Origin of the sequence: Mycobacterium sp. NBC_00419 (assembly GCF_036023875.1) — a bacterium.
GTDB lineage: Bacteria > Actinomycetota > Actinomycetes > Mycobacteriales > Mycobacteriaceae > Mycobacterium.
In genome coordinates this window covers 896,480-913,013 of the sequence record NZ_CP107931.1, presented here as the reverse complement: position 1 = coordinate 913,013, position 16,534 = coordinate 896,480, and the positions used below count along the sequence as shown (strand labels likewise).

At 65.3% G+C, this 16,534-nt stretch carries 14 protein-coding genes and 2 tRNA genes; 8 read left to right on the top strand and 8 right to left on the bottom strand.

Going from position 1 to position 16,534, the window contains the following annotated elements; genetic code table 11:
* Nucleotides 1-3 precede the first annotated feature (3 nt).
* Together OG976_RS04370 and OG976_RS04365 are read right to left on the bottom strand one after the other, a co-directional pair.
* Complete coding sequence (locus OG976_RS04370; RefSeq protein ID WP_328358373.1) at nucleotides 4-870, bottom strand: hypothetical protein; 867 nt, start codon at nucleotides 868-870, stop codon at nucleotides 4-6.
* A gap of 176 nt (nucleotides 871-1,046) precedes the next feature.
* Nucleotides 1,047-1,117 (bottom strand) — tRNA-Gly (locus OG976_RS04365).
* Nucleotides 1,118-1,252: 135 nt separating this feature from the next.
* On the opposite strand from OG976_RS04365, the gene OG976_RS04360 reads away from it, so the two are divergent.
* From OG976_RS04360 to clpX, 5 genes are all read left to right on the top strand, one after another.
* A tRNA-Pro gene (locus OG976_RS04360) sits at nucleotides 1,253-1,326 on the top strand.
* A 50-nt stretch (nucleotides 1,327-1,376) separates the two neighbouring features.
* On the top strand, nucleotides 1,377-2,783 hold the full coding sequence (gene tig, locus OG976_RS04355; protein WP_328358370.1) for a trigger factor: 1,407 nt from the start codon (nucleotides 1,377-1,379) through the stop codon (nucleotides 2,781-2,783).
* A gap of 117 nt (nucleotides 2,784-2,900) precedes the next feature.
* The gene (locus OG976_RS04350) at nucleotides 2,901-3,488 is read left to right on the top strand and encodes an ATP-dependent Clp protease proteolytic subunit (protein WP_328363153.1); all 588 of its coding nucleotides are present in this window, start codon (nucleotides 2,901-2,903) and stop codon (nucleotides 3,486-3,488) included.
* Nucleotides 3,481-4,128, top strand: a complete 648-nt coding sequence (locus OG976_RS04345; protein WP_328358367.1) for an ATP-dependent Clp protease proteolytic subunit — start codon at nucleotides 3,481-3,483, stop codon at nucleotides 4,126-4,128. The genes OG976_RS04350 and OG976_RS04345 overlap by 8 nt, the downstream gene beginning before the upstream one ends.
* Nucleotides 4,129-4,421: 293 nt before the next feature.
* Complete coding sequence (gene clpX, locus OG976_RS04340; RefSeq protein ID WP_328358365.1) at nucleotides 4,422-5,702, top strand: ATP-dependent Clp protease ATP-binding subunit ClpX; 1,281 nt, start codon at nucleotides 4,422-4,424, stop codon at nucleotides 5,700-5,702.
* A 403-nt stretch (nucleotides 5,703-6,105) separates the two neighbouring features.
* Here the strand turns inward: clpX and OG976_RS04335 are convergent, their stop codons facing one another.
* The gene (locus tag OG976_RS04335; RefSeq protein WP_328358363.1) at nucleotides 6,106-6,420 is read right to left on the bottom strand and encodes a helix-turn-helix domain-containing protein; all 315 of its coding nucleotides are present in this window, start codon (nucleotides 6,418-6,420) and stop codon (nucleotides 6,106-6,108) included.
* Nucleotides 6,421-6,663: 243 nt separating this feature from the next.
* Here OG976_RS04335 and OG976_RS04330 point away from each other — a divergent pair, with 243 nt between their 5' ends.
* Complete coding sequence (locus tag OG976_RS04330; protein ID WP_328358360.1) at nucleotides 6,664-7,101, top strand: hypothetical protein; 438 nt, start codon at nucleotides 6,664-6,666, stop codon at nucleotides 7,099-7,101.
* 363 nt (nucleotides 7,102-7,464) lie between these two features.
* Nucleotides 7,465-8,265 (top strand): hypothetical protein, encoded by an 801-nt coding sequence (locus tag OG976_RS04325; protein ID WP_328358357.1) that lies wholly within the window; start codon nucleotides 7,465-7,467, stop codon nucleotides 8,263-8,265.
* On the opposite strand, the gene OG976_RS04320 is transcribed toward OG976_RS04325, so the two are convergent.
* From OG976_RS04320 to OG976_RS04300, 5 genes are read right to left on the bottom strand one after another with little or no spacing between them, the layout of a single operon-like run.
* Nucleotides 8,262-8,714 carry a hypothetical protein gene (locus tag OG976_RS04320; protein ID WP_328358354.1) on the bottom strand — a complete coding sequence of 151 codons (453 nt, stop codon included), beginning with the start codon at nucleotides 8,712-8,714 and terminating at the stop codon, nucleotides 8,262-8,264. The two genes, OG976_RS04325 and OG976_RS04320, sit on opposite strands and share 4 nt — an antisense overlap.
* Before the next feature lie 2 nt (nucleotides 8,715-8,716).
* Complete coding sequence (locus OG976_RS04315; protein WP_328358352.1) at nucleotides 8,717-9,694, bottom strand: hypothetical protein; 978 nt, start codon at nucleotides 9,692-9,694, stop codon at nucleotides 8,717-8,719.
* Between the two features lie 43 nt (nucleotides 9,695-9,737).
* Complete coding sequence (gene fdhD / locus OG976_RS04310) at nucleotides 9,738-10,562, bottom strand: formate dehydrogenase accessory sulfurtransferase FdhD (RefSeq protein WP_328358349.1); 825 nt, start codon at nucleotides 10,560-10,562, stop codon at nucleotides 9,738-9,740.
* Nucleotides 10,550-12,880 carry an FdhF/YdeP family oxidoreductase gene (locus OG976_RS04305; protein ID WP_328358346.1) on the bottom strand — a complete coding sequence of 777 codons (2,331 nt, stop codon included), beginning with the start codon at nucleotides 12,878-12,880 and terminating at the stop codon, nucleotides 10,550-10,552. The genes fdhD and OG976_RS04305 overlap by 13 nt, the downstream gene beginning before the upstream one ends.
* Before the next feature lie 59 nt (nucleotides 12,881-12,939).
* A complete protein-coding gene (locus tag OG976_RS04300; protein WP_328358343.1) occupies nucleotides 12,940-13,743 on the bottom strand; it encodes a hypothetical protein in 804 nt (267 codons plus the stop codon).
* A gap of 573 nt (nucleotides 13,744-14,316) precedes the next feature.
* Between OG976_RS04300 and OG976_RS04295 the strand changes: the two genes are divergently transcribed.
* Entirely contained in the window at nucleotides 14,317-16,491 is a 2,175-nt protein-coding gene (locus OG976_RS04295) for a glutamine synthetase III family protein (RefSeq protein ID WP_328358341.1), read from the top strand.
* Nucleotides 16,492-16,534: the final 43 nt, after the last annotated feature.

Genomic DNA, 16,534 nt, shown 5'->3' with positions numbered 1-16,534 from the left:
AGCTCAGTCGGTAGAGGTCTTCTTGCCCCGCTTGCTGGTGCCGGTCGCTGCTGAACCGGTTGACTTCTTGGCGCCGCGGTCTGCCCTGGCCGTGGTGTTGTCGGCGGAGGTGTCGTTCCGCGTCGCGGCCGGCCGTGCGGTGGCAGGGGTGGGAATCGGCCTGGCGGAGGCCTTAGCGGATCCACCGTCGCGGTTGCTTCGCCCCACACTTCGCTGGACTGGTTCGACGGGGCTGTCCCCAGAGTCGGCGGCGATCGTGTTGGCGGCTGCGGGCCGGGCCTGCGCGGCCGCTGCGCTGCCGCAATTCTGGCCGAAGAAACACACCGGGATTGTCGGCACTTTGGGTATGTGCAGGAAGTCCAGCACGGGATTGACCAGACCGGCGAAGCCATTCCAGGCGTAGACGACTGCACCCAGAGTCACGACGACCCCGGTCACGCCGATGGCCAACAGGCCCGGGACCGGGCCCAGACCGAGACTGTTGAGGTAGTCCAGGAACGATGCCGCCAGCGCCAGCAGGTCGGGCGGTGATGAGGTGTCCGCCGCCGTCGGGGAAGCAGAGGTTTGGCTCGCGGCTGCCGGACTGGCCGATGCTGTCGCGGGTCGGGGCACCGCGGACACCAGGGCGGACACCGGGCTGGGCAGCTCAGCCACCGCGGCGAACGCGGCAGAAATCCGCACCGCGGCGGCGCTGACGTCGGCCGTCGTGACTCCTGCGAGCTGCAGCAGGTGACTTTCGGCACGGGGAGCCGCTACACCGGTGATCGTCGGTGGCGCGGTCAACAAGCCGAGGGTGACGATGCCGGCACTGGCGGCAGCCAAGCCGGCGGCGAACGGACGAACACGCGTGCACTCGGATGGTCGGGACATCGTTACCTTCGGTCGGCGGTCACACGAATGGGATCGATCCTCGCATCGGGGAGGGCGAATCGAAGCGGCTTCCCGGCAATATCGCTCGCTCAGATCGCCGCAATCGCCTCTCACCAGTCGCTTCCGCCACACAGAAAAGGCCCTGAACTGCATGTGCAGTTCAGGGCCGTCATCTGAGCGGGCGACGGGAATCGAACCCGCGTAATCAGTTTGGAAGACTGAGGCTCTACCATTGAGCTACGCCCGCGTACATTGCGCGAGCCCAAATGTACCGGCGGCTCCCAGATCAAATCCAGTCGGCCCTGTCGAACCCCTCTCGACAAGGTGGATTGAGGCTGAGCAGCGGTGGGGCCGTAGGATCGCGGGCGCGATAAACGCAGCACGGGGTGTAGCGCAGCTTGGTAGCGCATCCGCTTTGGGAGCGGAAGGCCGCAGGTTCAAATCCTGTCACCCCGACACGCCCTACAACCACGCGTCAACGAAGAACTACACCGAGGAGCACCGCAGTGAAGAGCACCGTCGAGAAGTTGAGCCCCACCCGGGTTCGCATCAACGTGGAGGTGCCCTTCACGGAATTGCAGCCCGACTTCGACCGGGCCTACAAGGAGCTCGCCAAGCAGGTCCGGTTGCCCGGATTCCGGCCGGGCAAGGCTCCCGCCAAGCTTCTCGAGGCACGCGTCGGCCGCGGCGCAGTGCTCGAGCAGGTCGTCAACGACGCACTGCCCAGCCGTTACAGCGAGGCCGTCACCACCACCGAGGTGCGCCCGCTGGGCCAGCCCGACATCGAGATCACCAAGATCGAGGACGGCGAGGAGCTGGTATTCACCGCCGAGGTCGACGTGCGGCCCGATATCGACCTGCCCGACCTGTCCGAGCTGAAGATCTCGGTGGACTCGATCGAGGTCTCCGATGAGGACGTCGACACCGAGCTGCAGTCGCTGCGGGCCCGCTTCGGCACCCTCAAGGGTGTGGAGCGTCCGGCCGTCGAGGGTGACTTCGTCTCCATCGACCTCTCGGCCACCGTCGACGGCGAGGACGTCCCCGAGGCCTCCACCGAGGGGCTGTCCCACGAGGTCGGTTCCGGCCAGCTCATCGACGGCCTCGACGACGCGATCGTCGGGCTGTCCGAGGGCGAGTCGAAGGTGTTCACCACCAAGCTCGTCGCCGGTGAGCACGCCGGCAAGGACGCCGAGGTGACCGTCACCGTCAAGTCCATCAAGGAACGCGAGCTGCCCGAGGCCGACGACGAGTTCGCCCAGCTGGCAAGCGAATTCGACACCATCGAGGAACTCAAGGCCAACCTCGTCGAGCAGGTCACCCGCGTCAAGCGCATCCAGCAGGCCGAGCAGATCCGCGACAACGCCCTCGAGCTGCTGCTCGAGAAGGTCGAGGTGCCGCTGCCCGAGGCGATCGTGCAGGCGCAGGTCGACGAGACCGTCCACAACGCCATCCACGGCCTCGACCACGACGAGGCCAAGTTCGCCGAGGCACTCGAAGCCCAGGGCAGCACGCGCGAGGAATTCGACGCCGACACCCGCGAAGCGGCCGAGAAGGCCGTCAAGACCCAGCTCCTGATGGACGCCATCGCCGACGATCTCGAGATCCAGGTCGGCCAGAACGACCTGACCGAGCGCCTGGTGCTGATGTCGCGCCAGTACGGCATCGAGCCCCAGCAGCTGCTGGGCATCCTGCAGCAGAACAACCAGCTGCCGGCAATGTTCGCCGACGTGCGCCGCGGCCTGACCGTGGCTGCGGTGGTCGAGGCGGCCACCGTCACCGATGCCGACGGCAACGTCGTCGACACCAGCGAGTTCTTCGGCCCGCCCGCGGGTGCCGAGTCCGCCGAGGTCGAGGGCGAAGCCGGCGATTCTAGCGACGAGGACGCGCAAGAGAAGGCTGACGAGGCCGAATAACGCCGATAGCGAAAGCACACTCCTCTGGGAGTGCGGTACGCCGCTGGTTGGTTAGGGTCGGGTAGAACTTCGATTAGTTCAAGGTCTGTAGAAAGCAGGTATCAAGTCGTGACTCATATGCGTTCGGGCATGCCAGGGCTGAACCTTTCCGACTCGGTATATGAGCGGTTGCTCGCCGAGCGCATCATCTTCCTCGGCTCCCAAGTCGATGACGACATCGCCAACCGGCTGTGCGCGCAGATCCTTCTGCTCGCCGCCGAGGATCCGACCAAGGACATCTCGCTCTACATCAACTCGCCCGGCGGCTCGATCAGCGCCGGCATGGCGATCTTCGACACCATGGTCCTCGTGCCGTGCGACGTCGCCACCTACGCCATGGGCATGGCCGCCTCGATGGGTGAGTTTCTGCTGGCCGCCGGCGCCAAGGGCAAGCGCTACGCCCTGCCGCACGCCCGCATCCTGATGCATCAGCCGCTGGGCGGTATCACCGGCGGCGCCGCGGACATCGCCATCCAGGCCGAGCAGTTCGCGCTGATCAAGAAGGAGATGTTCCGGCTCAACGCCGAGTTCACCGGCCAGTCGATCGAGCGCATCGAGGCCGACTCCGACCGCGACCGGTGGTTCACCGCTCAGGAAGCCCTGGAGTATGGCTTCGTCGACCACATCATCACCCGCGCCCACTTCAACGGAGTGTCCAATGCCTGACTACACAGATCCGCGGCTCGCACCCCAGGCGCGCTACATCCTGCCGTCCTTCGTCGAGCACTCCAGCTGGGGCGTCAAGGAGTCCAACCCGTACAACAAGCTGTTCGAGGAACGCATCATCTTCCTCGGCGTGCAGGTCGACGACGCGTCGGCCAACGACATCATGGCCCAGCTGCTGGTCCTGGAGTCGCTGGATCCCGACCGCGACATCACCATGTACATCAACTCACCGGGCGGCTCGTTCACCTCGCTGATGGCGATCTACGACACCATGCAGTACGTGCGCGCCGACATCCAGACCGTGTGCCTGGGGCAGGCTGCCTCGGCCGCGGCGGTGCTGCTGGCCGCGGGCACCCCGGGTAAGCGGCTGGCGCTGCCCAACGCCCGCATCCTGATCCACCAGCCGTCCCTCGGCGGTGTCATCCAGGGCCAGTTCTCGGACCTGGAGATCCAGGCCGCCGAGATCGAGCGGATGCGGACCCTCATGGAGGAGACGCTGGCGCGCCACACCGGTAAGGAGCCCGCGGTCATCCGCAAGGACACCGACCGCGACAAGATCCTCACCGCCGCCGATGCCAAGGAGTACGGGATCATCGACACCGTGCTGGAGTACCGGAAGCTGTCGGCTCAGAACGCCTGATCGGTTCGCGCTGCGCGAAACTGGCGTGACCGGGGACTTGCCGTTGTTATTCGCCGGCCCGGTGGTTATCGGTTGGGTAACGGCGGCGACACGCCAATAACCTGCGGCGCGTCCCGAAGCGACGAGAGCGGTGTCAGGGGATATGTTCACCATCACGCACGAATACCACCGACGCTATTCGGCTCTATCAGTCGCACCGTAGCGGAGCGAACGGGTAGCGTCGGGACATACACCACACAGGGTCGATGGCAACGATCGAACACCGACGGCGAAGGAAGTAGGACACCACCACCATGGCGCGCATCGGAGACGGCGGTGACCTGCTGAAGTGCTCGTTCTGCGGCAAGAGTCAAAAGCAGGTGAAGAAGCTCATCGCCGGTCCGGGTGTCTACATCTGCGACGAGTGCATCGACCTCTGCAACGAGATCATCGAAGAGGAGTTGGCTGACGCCGACGACGTCAAACTCGATGAGCTTCCCAAGCCCGCCGAGATTCGGGACTTCCTGGAGAACTACGTCATCGGGCAGGACACCGCCAAGCGCACCCTGGCCGTCGCGGTTTACAACCACTACAAGCGCATCCAGGCGCAGGAGAAGCACCGTGACTCCCGCGCCGAGCCGGTGGAACTGGCGAAGTCCAACATCTTGATGCTCGGCCCGACCGGCTGCGGCAAGACCTACCTGGCGCAGACGCTGGCCAAGATGCTCAACGTGCCGTTCGCCATCGCTGACGCCACCGCGCTGACCGAGGCCGGCTACGTCGGTGAGGACGTCGAGAACATCCTGCTCAAGCTGATCCAGGCTGCCGACTACGACGTCAAGCGCGCCGAGACCGGCATCATCTACATCGACGAGGTCGACAAGATCGCCCGCAAGAGCGAGAACCCGTCGATCACCCGCGACGTCTCCGGCGAGGGTGTGCAGCAGGCGCTGCTGAAGATCCTCGAAGGCACGCAGGCCTCGGTGCCGCCGCAGGGCGGGCGTAAGCACCCGCACCAGGAGTTCATCCAGATCGACACCACCAACGTGCTGTTCATCGTGGCGGGCGCGTTCGCGGGCCTGGAGAAGATCGTCTCCGACCGGGTCGGCAAGCGCGGCCTGGGCTTCGGTGCCGAGGTGAAGTCCAAGGCCGAGATCGATACCCAGGACCACTTCGCCGAGGTCATGCCCGAGGATCTGATCAAGTTCGGGCTCATCCCGGAGTTCATCGGCCGGCTTCCGGTGGTCGCCTCGGTGACCAACCTGGACAAGGAATCCCTGGTCAAGATCCTCTCCGAGCCGAAGAACGCGCTGGTCAAGCAGTACACCCGGCTCTTCGAGATGGACGGCGTTGAGCTGGAGTTCGACGAGGACGCCCTGGATGCGATCGCCGATCAGGCCATCCACCGCGGCACCGGCGCTCGAGGCCTGCGCGCGATCATGGAAGAAGTCCTGCTGCCGGTGATGTACGACATCCCCAGCCGCGACGACGTCGCCAAGGTCGTGGTGACCAAGGAGACCGTGCAGGACAACGTCCTGCCGACGATCGTCCCGCGCAAGCCGGCTCGGCCCGAGCGCCGCGACAAGTCGGCCTGAGCAAAGCAGCGTTCGCCGATTCGCTCGGTCGTCATCTTCGATAGAACCGAGTTCACGCCGTGTCATGCCCTAGCTGATGAGGCGCTCCGCAATGGGTAGCCGCTTCACCGGCTCTGACCAGGGTATATGCCTTCTCTTTAGGGCTGCTACGTTGCCTCAACGCGGTTGTAGACCATTCGTACGAATTGCGGCTACGGACGGTGCGTGCCGTAGACAGCAGGGTGTTTGATACCAGAAGATCGGACCCATCAGGCACCGATATCTCGGTACGGGAGGCTACTGCATGGACATCGATCTGTTCCGCCAGCAACTGAGGGACGTCGATCCATCCATGCTGTCAGTTGACGACAGGCTGGCCCTCATCGACTTACTGAGGCGCTGCTTCGTCCACCACGCGCTGCACTCATCTGCCGTCGACGGTGCGCCGACGTAACTCATCGAGCAGGTCGTTGGTGCTGTATTCGCTGAGCGCTTGATTGACCTCGATACGCTGGGCGGCCTCTGAGGGCGTCAGATAGCCTGCGGCCACCAACGCCTCGACTGGGGGCTTTCCGATCGCCCGGGCGAAAGCGACGACACTCTCCGCGCGCGGTGCGGCCGTCTCGCCGCGTAGCCACCGTCCGATTGCGGTTTGCGCGACGCCGGTCACGAGCGCCAGCTGTACCTGCGTGGTGCCTTGAGTTGCCCGCCGCACATACTGCGCCCACGTCTCAGCCATCCTCCGCAAGGTACCTCGTTGCCTGCATAGCTGATATGGCTAGCAGGTGCTGACTAGGCATAAAGAGCTTGACGATCTCTGTTAGTGGCTGATCAGATGCCGTACTTGCGGATGAAATCAGTGCCGATGGGACCAAATCGTTACTAGATCGTTATCTCAGTTAGCTAGTTATGAATAGCTATCTAGCACCGCATAGGTAGTATCGCGGGTGCGAAATCAATCGATAACGGTCAGGAGTGCGTCATGGTGTTGAGCAAGGTTGCAAGTGCTGTCATAGGAGGCGGGTTTGCTGCCGCCGCGGGATTCGCCATCGCGGTTGCGGGGTCTGCGGTGGCGTCGGCGGACGGTCTCACGACCCAGACCGGCGGCTCGATCGACTATGACGGAACCCAGGGCTCGTTCGACGGCGACGGCACGAACGGAGCGAGTCGGGGTCTGACAACGGCATCGAGCAGTGGCCACGCCATTGTGAGCGATGCCTGCTACGTGAAGCAGAACCCGCACTACTGCCCGCCACCCTCTAGTTTTGATCCGAGCTACATCGCGTCAGTCTCTGGTACCAGCGACCAGACCGGTAGCGCACTGGATTCTGATGGCTATCAGGCCGACCACGCGTTCGGCCCAATAATTGCGGCCACGCCCGGGTCGAAGGCAACGCCTCCGAAGGGGTACTACCACTAGGAGGTTTCACCACTAGTAAGTCCGTCGTGATGAAAGTAGGTAAGTATGGTGCGATCAGCTCGCCGATTGACGGTTGCGCTCGCCATGGCTCTGTCTGTCGGGGCAACCAGCCTGACGGCAGCCTGCAGCTCTGACCAGAAGGAGCCGCCGCCCTCGCCTCAAACCAGTTCGAGCGTTACGCCGCCGTCGCCGACGGAAAAGGCTGTGACTCCTGGCGGCGGCAATAGCTTCTCACCGACGGTGAAGGCTCCTCCCGCACCTACTGCGATCCCAGGGGATCACAACTGACCACGGGCGGCCAGCGCGTCGAGCAATAGCTCGGCGTTCGCCCCGGGAGCGGCGACGACTGGAACAATCACGCCGATGGTCGTTTCTCCACTCGCGGCGCAGATTGGCTCGTGCGGGTCGCCACAGCTGGTGATCCGTTCGGCGCTGGACATTGTGCAGCTTGCCGGCGAACTGCTGATCCCTGCGGCGGCGGTCTGGATCGTGGCCGTCGTATTGCGGCGGCATCCGACTGACGTCCCTCGCTACACGAGCCCGCGCATCACCAAGGCGCTCGACAGGCGTGCCCTGCGCGTCGCCGCCGCGGTGACGCTCATCGCGGGTCTGCTGATCTTCGGCGCCAGCATCCTCACCGCCGCCGATGGCGGTCCCGAGTGCACGCAATGGTCGGTGGTCCTGGCGGCGGTGGGCATGCTGGTCACCCTCCTCGGGTCGATGGTGTTGGGGATTGCCTGGGCGATCCACAAGCAGGCCGGCTGGGTGCTGCTGGCCACCTTCTTCGCCCTCGACCTATGGATCGTGTTCGGCATGGTGATGATGCACCTCAAGGGTGTGCCGGACGCCCCGGACGCCATGCTGATGCTGGCCTTCGTCATGCACGCCATCTGCATGTACCTGACTACGGTGTGGGCGTTCCACGCCCGAAATCTCAGCACCCTGGCGCAGATTCGGGCGGGGGAGGCAGGCCGTTCGATCGGTGCGGTGTGGCTGTTCCTCGCCGCCTACATCGTGGTGAGTTTCTTCCACAACGAGACCGGACCGTTCGACTCCTCAGCCGGTGGCGCGGTGCTGTCCGCCCTGACGCTCAGCGCGCTCGCTCTGACGATGGGCAGCGGCTACACCAAGTACCGCGAAGTCATGGCCGAGCAGCCGGCTTAGAACTTCGCCGGCACCGCGGCGATCAGCGCCAGCGACTCGGCGAAGAAGTAGATCGCCTTGAAGAACTCGAGCACTTCGCCGCGCTCCAGAGCCATCCGGCGGTTGATGATGGTCCGCAAGACGTCGTAGCCGTCGCACAACGCCGTCCAGTCGGCGTGGTCGGCGGCCAGCACGTAGGTCGCGTCCACCGGCTCGGCGCCGGGCACCACCCGGCAGTCACGAACGAAGTACCCCGACCACGCGATGTACAGATGACGGTCGCCGCCGCCGAGCTCGGCAGGCAGATTGCGCACGACCAGCGCCCACGACGCGGTGTATTGGGCCCGCACCACGTCGTAGACATCCCAATACTGCGGCAACTTGCCGGTGAGGGCGACATCGTCAGGCCCGGCGTCGAGGGCCGCGCGAACGTCGTTGGCCCACGAGTCGCTGAAGAACGGCGATGCCACGGTCAGCCACCCCTGGCCTTCTGCTCGACCGGCACAAGGAGGCGTTCGAGGTCGGGGGTGAGGGCGAGGCCGAGCTCGTCGCATCGGCGCCGCAGACTGCTGCACACCAGGAGCCGCATTTCGTCTTCGCTCCAGCCCAGCGGCTCGTGGAAGTAACTGCGGCTCGATACCCCACTGATCGTCAGGATCGTGCGTAGCGTGTCGTGGATTTCGCTCACCACCGTGGGGTCCCGCCGCAGCGCGTCCTGCAGGAAGATCAACCCACCCCGCAGGTGTCGGGTGTGATCGGTATAGGTCGCCCACGCGCCGTCGAGGAATGTAGGTAGCAGGGCGCGGCCCGCCGCAAACCCCATCAGCACGCTCAGGAACGACGTGGCCAATACACCCTGGATCCACAGGAAACATGTTGTGGCGTAACGGACTCGAGCCCGAACATCGGCCGGATTGCGCCGCACTTCGTCGGCCTGAAAGGCCAGCAGGCCGAATGGTCCGACGAACGTCTCCTGCGCCAGGGGGAACGTCTCGTCCAGCATCGCCGTGACGTCGGCGACCTGCACACCGACCGCTTCACGGAAGAACCTTCCCAAGAACACCGTGTGGCGGGCCTGTGCCTCGACCTGAGCGGCGAGGTGGAGCTTGTGTTCCTCGGCTGCTCCGATCATGAACGCCGGCAGATCCGCCTCTAGTTGGCTGGCGCCGTGCAGGAAGCTTGCGGCGATGCCCAGAAACGAGTCCCGCTCGTCGGCGGTGACGTCGTGGGCCCAATCGATGTGATCCTGGCTGAAATCCAGTCCGAAGACGTCCCAGCGGGTTGCGAGGGACTGGCGGTAGAGCAGGACGAACGCCGACGGCGCGTTGACGTCGTCGCCGGCCGACCCGCCTCCGGCCAGGTCGGCGCGCGTGATGGCGATGTAGTCACGCTTGAACAGCGATCGCGTTCTCTCGTGATACACCGAAATAGGTACTTCAACCTCTGTCACCGCGTCCTCCCAGCGTGAGTGACAAGCATTACCTCGTATTGTCTCAGCCCGGGACGCGGTCCGCTCGGCTGTAGATGTTCATTGAGTCACCCCGTAAGAAAGCGATCAGAGTCAGACCGGACTGGGTTGCCAGGTCTACCGCCAACGACGACGGTGCCGACACCGCCGCGAGCACCGGGATTCCGGCCATCACCGCTTTCTGGGTGAGTTCGAACGACGCCCGCCCGCTGACCAGCAGGACGGTGCCGCCCAGCGGTACGCGATTGGCTTCCAGTGCCCACCCGATGACTTTGTCGACGGCGTTGTGCCTACCGATATCCTCCCGAACGGCCAGCAGCGTGCCGTCAGTGGTGAACAGCGCGGCGGCATGCACACCGCCGGTGCTGGCGAAAACCTTCTGCGCCGAACGCAATTGGGCCGGCATTGCCGTCAGGGTCGCCGTCGACACCGTGGACGGATCGTCACCGGGGGAGTGCCGGCTGGACAGCCTGACTGCTTCCAGCGAGGCTTTCCCGCACACGCCGCACGACGAGGTGGTGTAGAAGTTGCGGGTGACATCGGTGTCCGGGGGCGGCACGTCGGGGTGCAGTGTTACGTCGAGCACGTTGTAGGTGTTGGCCCCGTCCTCGCCGCTGCCGCGGCAGTACTGCACCGTCAGCACGTCCTCGCGGCGGGTGATCACGCCCTCCGTGAGCAGAAAGCCTTGGGCCAGTTCCACATCGGAACCCGGCGTGCGCATCGTGACCGTCACCGCCGCGGAATTGACCCGGATCTCCAACGGCTCCTCGACGACGAGTGTCTCGGGCCGCTCGGTGATGATGCCGTTGGTCAGGTGGCTGGCTCGCCGCCGTGCCGTCACCCGCCCCATGAGCGCTCCTGCCCGCCGGGTTCCAACCGAATGATGATCGCCTTGGACACCGGCGTATTCGATTTCAGCGCAACGTGATCCAGCGGAACCAGGGGATTGGTCTCGGGATAGTAGGCGGCGGCGTTGCCCTCCGGGGTGGGGTAGGGCACGACGAGAAAGTCCTTGGCGCGCCGTTCCTGGACCTCGCCCTGGGCGTTTGTGAACTCCGAGACCAAATCCACCCGAACGCCGTCGGCCAGTCCCAGCGACACGATGTCGGCAGGGTTGACGAAGACGACCCGCCGGCCGCCCTTCACGCCGCGATAGCGGTCGTCGAGACCGTAGATCGTGGTGTTGTACTGGTCGTGGCTGCGCATGGTCTGCAACACCAGCCGCCCGGGCGGCACCGGCACCCACCGCATCGGGTTGACGCTGAAGTTCGCCTTGCCGGTGATGGTCGGGAACTCGCGCGCATCGCGCGGGGGATGCGGCAGCTGGAAGCCGTCGGGCTGGCGCACGCGCCTGTTGTAGTCCGCGCAGCCCGGTACGACGGCCGCGATCGCGTCGCGGATGGTGTCGTAGTCGGCGGCGAAACCCTCCCACGGCACCGGGTGCCCGGCGCCGAGCACCGCGCGCGCCATCTGGCAGATGATCGCCACCTCGCTGCGCACCTGATCGCTCGGCGGGGTAAGTGAACCCCTGGAGAGATGCACCATCGACATTGAGTCCTCAACGGAGACAACCTGTTTGCGGCCGTCGACAAGGTCACGGTCGGTGCGGCCGAGGGTCGGCAGGATCAACGCGCTGTGGCCGTGGACGAGGTGGCTGCGGTTGAGTTTGGTCGACACCTGCACCGTCAGCGCGCATGAACTCAAGGCCGACTCGGTGACCGCGGTGTCCGGGGTGGCCGAGGCGAAGTTGCCGCCCATGCCGATGAACACCGAGGCGCGGCCGTCGCGCATCGCCCTGATGGCGTCGACGGTGTCGTAGCCGTGCTTGCGGGGGCTGGCGATACCGAACTGGCGGTCCAGGGCGGCCAGGAACGCCTCCGGCACCTTCTCCCAGATGCCCATCGTCCGATCGCCCTGAACATTGGAATGTCCGCGCACCGGGCACACCCCGGCACCCGGCTTGCCGATCATGCCGCGCATCAGCAGGACATTGGTCATCTCGCCGATGGTGGCCACGGCGTGCGTGTGCTGGGTGATGCCCATCGCCCAGCACACGATGGTGCGCTGCGAACCCGCCAGCATTCCCGCGACGCGCTCGAGCTGCGCGCGTTCGATGCCGGTGGCTTCGACGACGGTGTCGAGGTCGACGCTGCGGGCTTCGGCGAGATAGTCGTCGAACCCGTGGCAGTGCTCGTCGACGAACGCCCGGTCGATCACGCTGCCGGGGGAGCGGTCGTCGGCTTCGACGAGCAGCCGGCCCAGCCCCTTGAACAGAGCCAGGTCGCCACCGATCCGGATCTGTACGAACTCGTCGGCGATCGGCACCCCGTGGCCGACGACGCCGTGGACCTTCTGCGGATCCTTGAACCGGATCAGGCCGGCCTCGGGCAGTGGATTGATCGCGATGATCCTGGCGCCGTTGGCCCGCGCCTTCTCCAGCACCGACAGCATGCGTGGATGGTTGGTGCCGGGGTTCTGGCCTGCGATCACGATGACGTCGGCGTGCTCGATGTCCTCGACACTCACCGACCCCTTGCCGATGCCGATCGAGTCGACCAACGCGGTGCCCGACGACTCGTGGCACATGTTGGAGCAGTCCGGCAGGTTGTTCGTGCCGAAGCTGCGCACCAGCAACTGATAGAGGAACGCCGCCTCGTTACTGGTGCGGCCCGAGGTGTAGAACACCGCCTCGTCAGGTGAGGCCAGCGCGCCCAGATGTTCGGCGATCAGCGCGTAGGCCTGGTCCCAGCTGATCGGCCGGTAGTGCGCCTCACCCGGGCGCAGCACCATCGGATGGGTGAGCCGGCCCTGTTGGGACAGCCAATACTCGGGCTTGTCGGCCAACTCGGCCACGGTGTGCCGGGCGAAGAACTCTGGGGTGACGCGACGCTTCGTCGCTTCCTCGGCCACCGCCTTGGCGCCGTTCTCGCAGAACTCGGCCAGCTTGCGGCCACCCTGCTCCTCTGGCCAGGCGCAGCCGGGGCAGTCGAACCCGTGGCGCTGGTTGAGCCGGGTGAGCGCTTCGACGGTGCGCAGCGGACCCATCTCCGCCAGGCCGCGCCGAAGCGCCACCATGACGGCCGGGACACCGGCAGCCTCGGCTTTGGGCGCTCCGACGGTTACCGCATGCTCGTCGTAGTCGGCATCGATGTCCCGAGACTCACCCATGCCTCTAAATCTAGGCGGATTCGCTCAGGACTGACACGCGCCCTCGGCCGACGCCGACCTCAGTCGGCCGACTTGTGGCCGCCCCGCTTGCCCGATGCCCGGGCTGACCCGCCGGAAGCGCCCGTCGGCGAGCTCTTCTCGCTACCCGCACTGGGGCTGTCCGCCGAGTCGGCATCCTTCTTGGCGCCGGTCGGTGTGGCGACCACGGTCTTGCTCTCGCGGGCGCTGCCGGCCTTTGCCGGTGCGGCCGGGCTGCTGTCGTCGACCGATCCCTCGTCGTCCTTGGCGGGCGCGTCAGTGGTGTCGGCCGCCGGAGCGTCGGCCGGGTCGTTACTCGCGGCCGGTGTCGTCTCGGTTGCGGAGTCCTTGAGGGCCGACGGCGCCGCGGCAGGGGCCACCGCGGCTGCGGTTTGGGTTGGGGCTTGGCCGGTAAGGACCTGCTTGACCACGGCCGTGATGGTGGCGATGCCCTGAGCGACGGCGGTTGTGACGTTCTTGATGCCGGTCTGCACGACAGTGGTCAGGTCGGCTGACCCGATCGCACCCAGCACGCTAAGGGCAGCTGAGGTCACTGCCGTCACCACCGGCATGAAGGCACCCGGGAGCGCCGCGGCGATGGTCAGGGCGCCGCCGATCAGATTCGGCAATACGGTCAACACCTGCCCGATGCGCTCGAGCCCGGTCTGAATGACGCCGCCGAGCTTGCCGCCGATCGCCGTTGCGACCTGCTGGCCGGCGTCGGCGAATGCCTGGGCAAGCGATGATCCCTTGGCCAGGTCGGCGACGACCACGCCCACAGCGGTCTGGATAGCCGTGAGAATCGCCCCGCCATTGGCGGTCAACGTGTCGAAGATGCTACCCAAATCGAAACTCGGCCAGCCGTTGCCACCGCCACCCCAATTGTGGGACCCATCGTGGTAATCCTCGCCGTCATCGTGGCGGTTAGAGGTAATGGCCGAATAACTCGCCGACAATTGATCGGTCGCATTCGTGAGTGCGATTTCGACGGATGCGAATGTGGCCGCTTGGCTGTGCTCCAGGACCGGAACTGCCCCCACGAGCAGGGCCGCGACGGCGAAGGGCGCGATAGCGCGCGAAGTTTGCATGGTTATTATCCCCCCTGAGAGTTTTGACTGACGAACTCAACCCGGCATCACCATAACCTCACTGACGCCGCCATGCGACGCTTCCGGTAGGGCAATACGCCGATATTCCTGGGCCGCCGAACTGTGCCGAATTGGGTGCCGGGGAATTGTGTCGACATTAACCATTCGGGCGGAGTTGCTAGGAGTATGGGGTGCGGGGAGATAGGCCTGCGTATGCCGCATTCTGCCGTTGACGCGGACGTAACAAGTTTGGAACCGGAGCTTCCTACTGTGGGCCGGTCGCATACCCGCGAAGCAGACGCGGGTGTCCTGGGTGAAGAGGAAACACACTTGAGCGGAAACGCGGTCCGCCTGACGGCGATCAACAATGTCGAGGCTTACGAGCCGCCGCCCATCAGCTTCGATCCCGGTGAGGCGCCGGGCGAGATCTTCGGCGCCAACGTCTTCACGCTGGCCGAGATGCGCCTGCGGCTGCCCAAGTCGGTGTACAAGTCCGTCGTGGCGACCATCGAGAAGGGCGCCAAGCTCGACCCGGCCGTGGCCGACGCCGTCGCCTCGGTGATGAAGGACTGGGCACTGTCCAAGGGGGCGACGCACTACGCGCATGTCTTCTACCCGATGACAGGGCTGACCGCCGAGAAGCACGACAGCTTCCTCGACCCGGTCGGCGACGGAACCACGCTCGCCGAGTTCGCAGGCAAGACCCTGATCCAGGGCGAGCCGGACGGCTCGAGCTTCCCCTCGGGTGGCCTGCGCAGCACCTTCGAGGCGCGCGGTTACACCGGCTGGGACGTCACCAGCCCGGCCTACATCCTGGAGAACCCGAACGGAAACACGCTGTGCATCCCGACGGTGTTCGTCTCGATGACCGGTGAGGCGCTGGACTACAAGACCCCTCTGCTGCGTAGCCAGCAGGCCATGGGCGCTCAGGCCGAGCGAATCCTCAAGTTGTTCGGGCACAAGGATTTCGACCACATCGTGTCGTTCTGCGGGCCCGAGCAGGAGTACTTCCTGGTGGATCGTCACTTCTTCCTGGCGCGCCCGGATCTGATCAACGCCGGTCGCACGCTGTTCGGCGCGAAGCCGCCCAAGGGCCAGGAGTTCGACGACCACTACTTCGGCGCGATTCCCGACCGGGTGCTGGCGTTCATGATGGACACCGAGCGGGAGCTGTTCAAGCTCGGCATTCCGGCCAAGACCCGCCACAACGAGGTCGCGCCCGGACAGTTCGAGATCGCCCCGATGTTCGAGCGGGCCAACATCGCCGCCGACCACCAGCAACTGCTGATGACGACGTTCAAGGCCATCGCCAAGAAGCACGGCATGGAATGCCTGATGCACGAGAAGCCGTTCGCCGGTGTCAACGGATCGGGCAAGCACGTCAACTTCTCACTGGGTAACGCGCAGTTCGGTTCGCTGCTGGTGCCCGGTGACACACCGCACGAGAATGCTCAGTTCCTGGTGTTCTGCGCCGCGGTGATCCGTGCCGTGCACAAGTTCGCCGGCCTGCTGCGGGTGTCGGTGGCCTCGGCCACCAACGACCACCGCCTCGGCGCCAACGAGGCGCCGCCGGCAATCATCTCGATCTTCCTCGGCGACCAGCTGGCCGATGTGTTCGAGCAGATCGCCAAGGGCGCGGCGACGTCGTCCAAGGGCAAGGGCACCATGATCATGGGCGTCGACACGCTGCCGGTGCTTCCGACCGATCCGGGCGATCGCAACCGCACCAGCCCGTTTGCCTTCACCGGCAACCGATTCGAGTTCCGCGCACCGGGCTCGGGCCAGACCATCAACGTGCCGATGATCATCATCAACACGATCATGGCCGACTCGCTGGATTACATGGCGACGTGGTTGGAAGACGCGGTGGCGGGCGGCGAAGAATTCGATATGGCCGTGCAGAAGCTGCTGACCGAGATCATCACGGAGCACGGCGCCGTGGTGTTCAACGGTGACGGCTACTCGGAGAACTGGCAGACCGAGGCCGCAGCGCGCGGGCTGCCGAACCTCAAGACGACCATTGATGCCATTCCGGAACTGGTCACCCCGGAGGCCATCGAGGTCTTCGAGAAGTACGGGGTGTTCAACGAGCGCGAACTCCGTAGCCGCGAGGAGGTCCGCTACGAGATGTACTCGCTGACCGTCGGTGTCGAGGCCAAGATCACCCTGGAAGTCGGCTCGACGGTGATTCTGCCTGCCGCCGTGCGCTACCAGACCGAACTGGCTTCCAATGTCGCGACGCTCAAGGCGGCGGGGCTGGAGCCCGATCTGACGCTGCTTCAATCCGTCAGCACGCCGATCTCCGAGCTCACGAGTGCATTGACTGCGCTCAAGACGGCGATGGGCGAGCACGGCGGTGAGACGGCGGCCGAGGAGGCCAAGCATGCACAGAGCCTGCTGCCGCTGATGGATGCGGTCCGGGAGGCTGCCGACACGCTGGAAGGTGTTGTGGCCGATGACCTCTGGCCGCTGCCGACCTATCAGGAGATGCTCTACATCCTCTGAGTGGACAGACGATGATCGGCGCCCGGCGATATGCCGGGCGCCG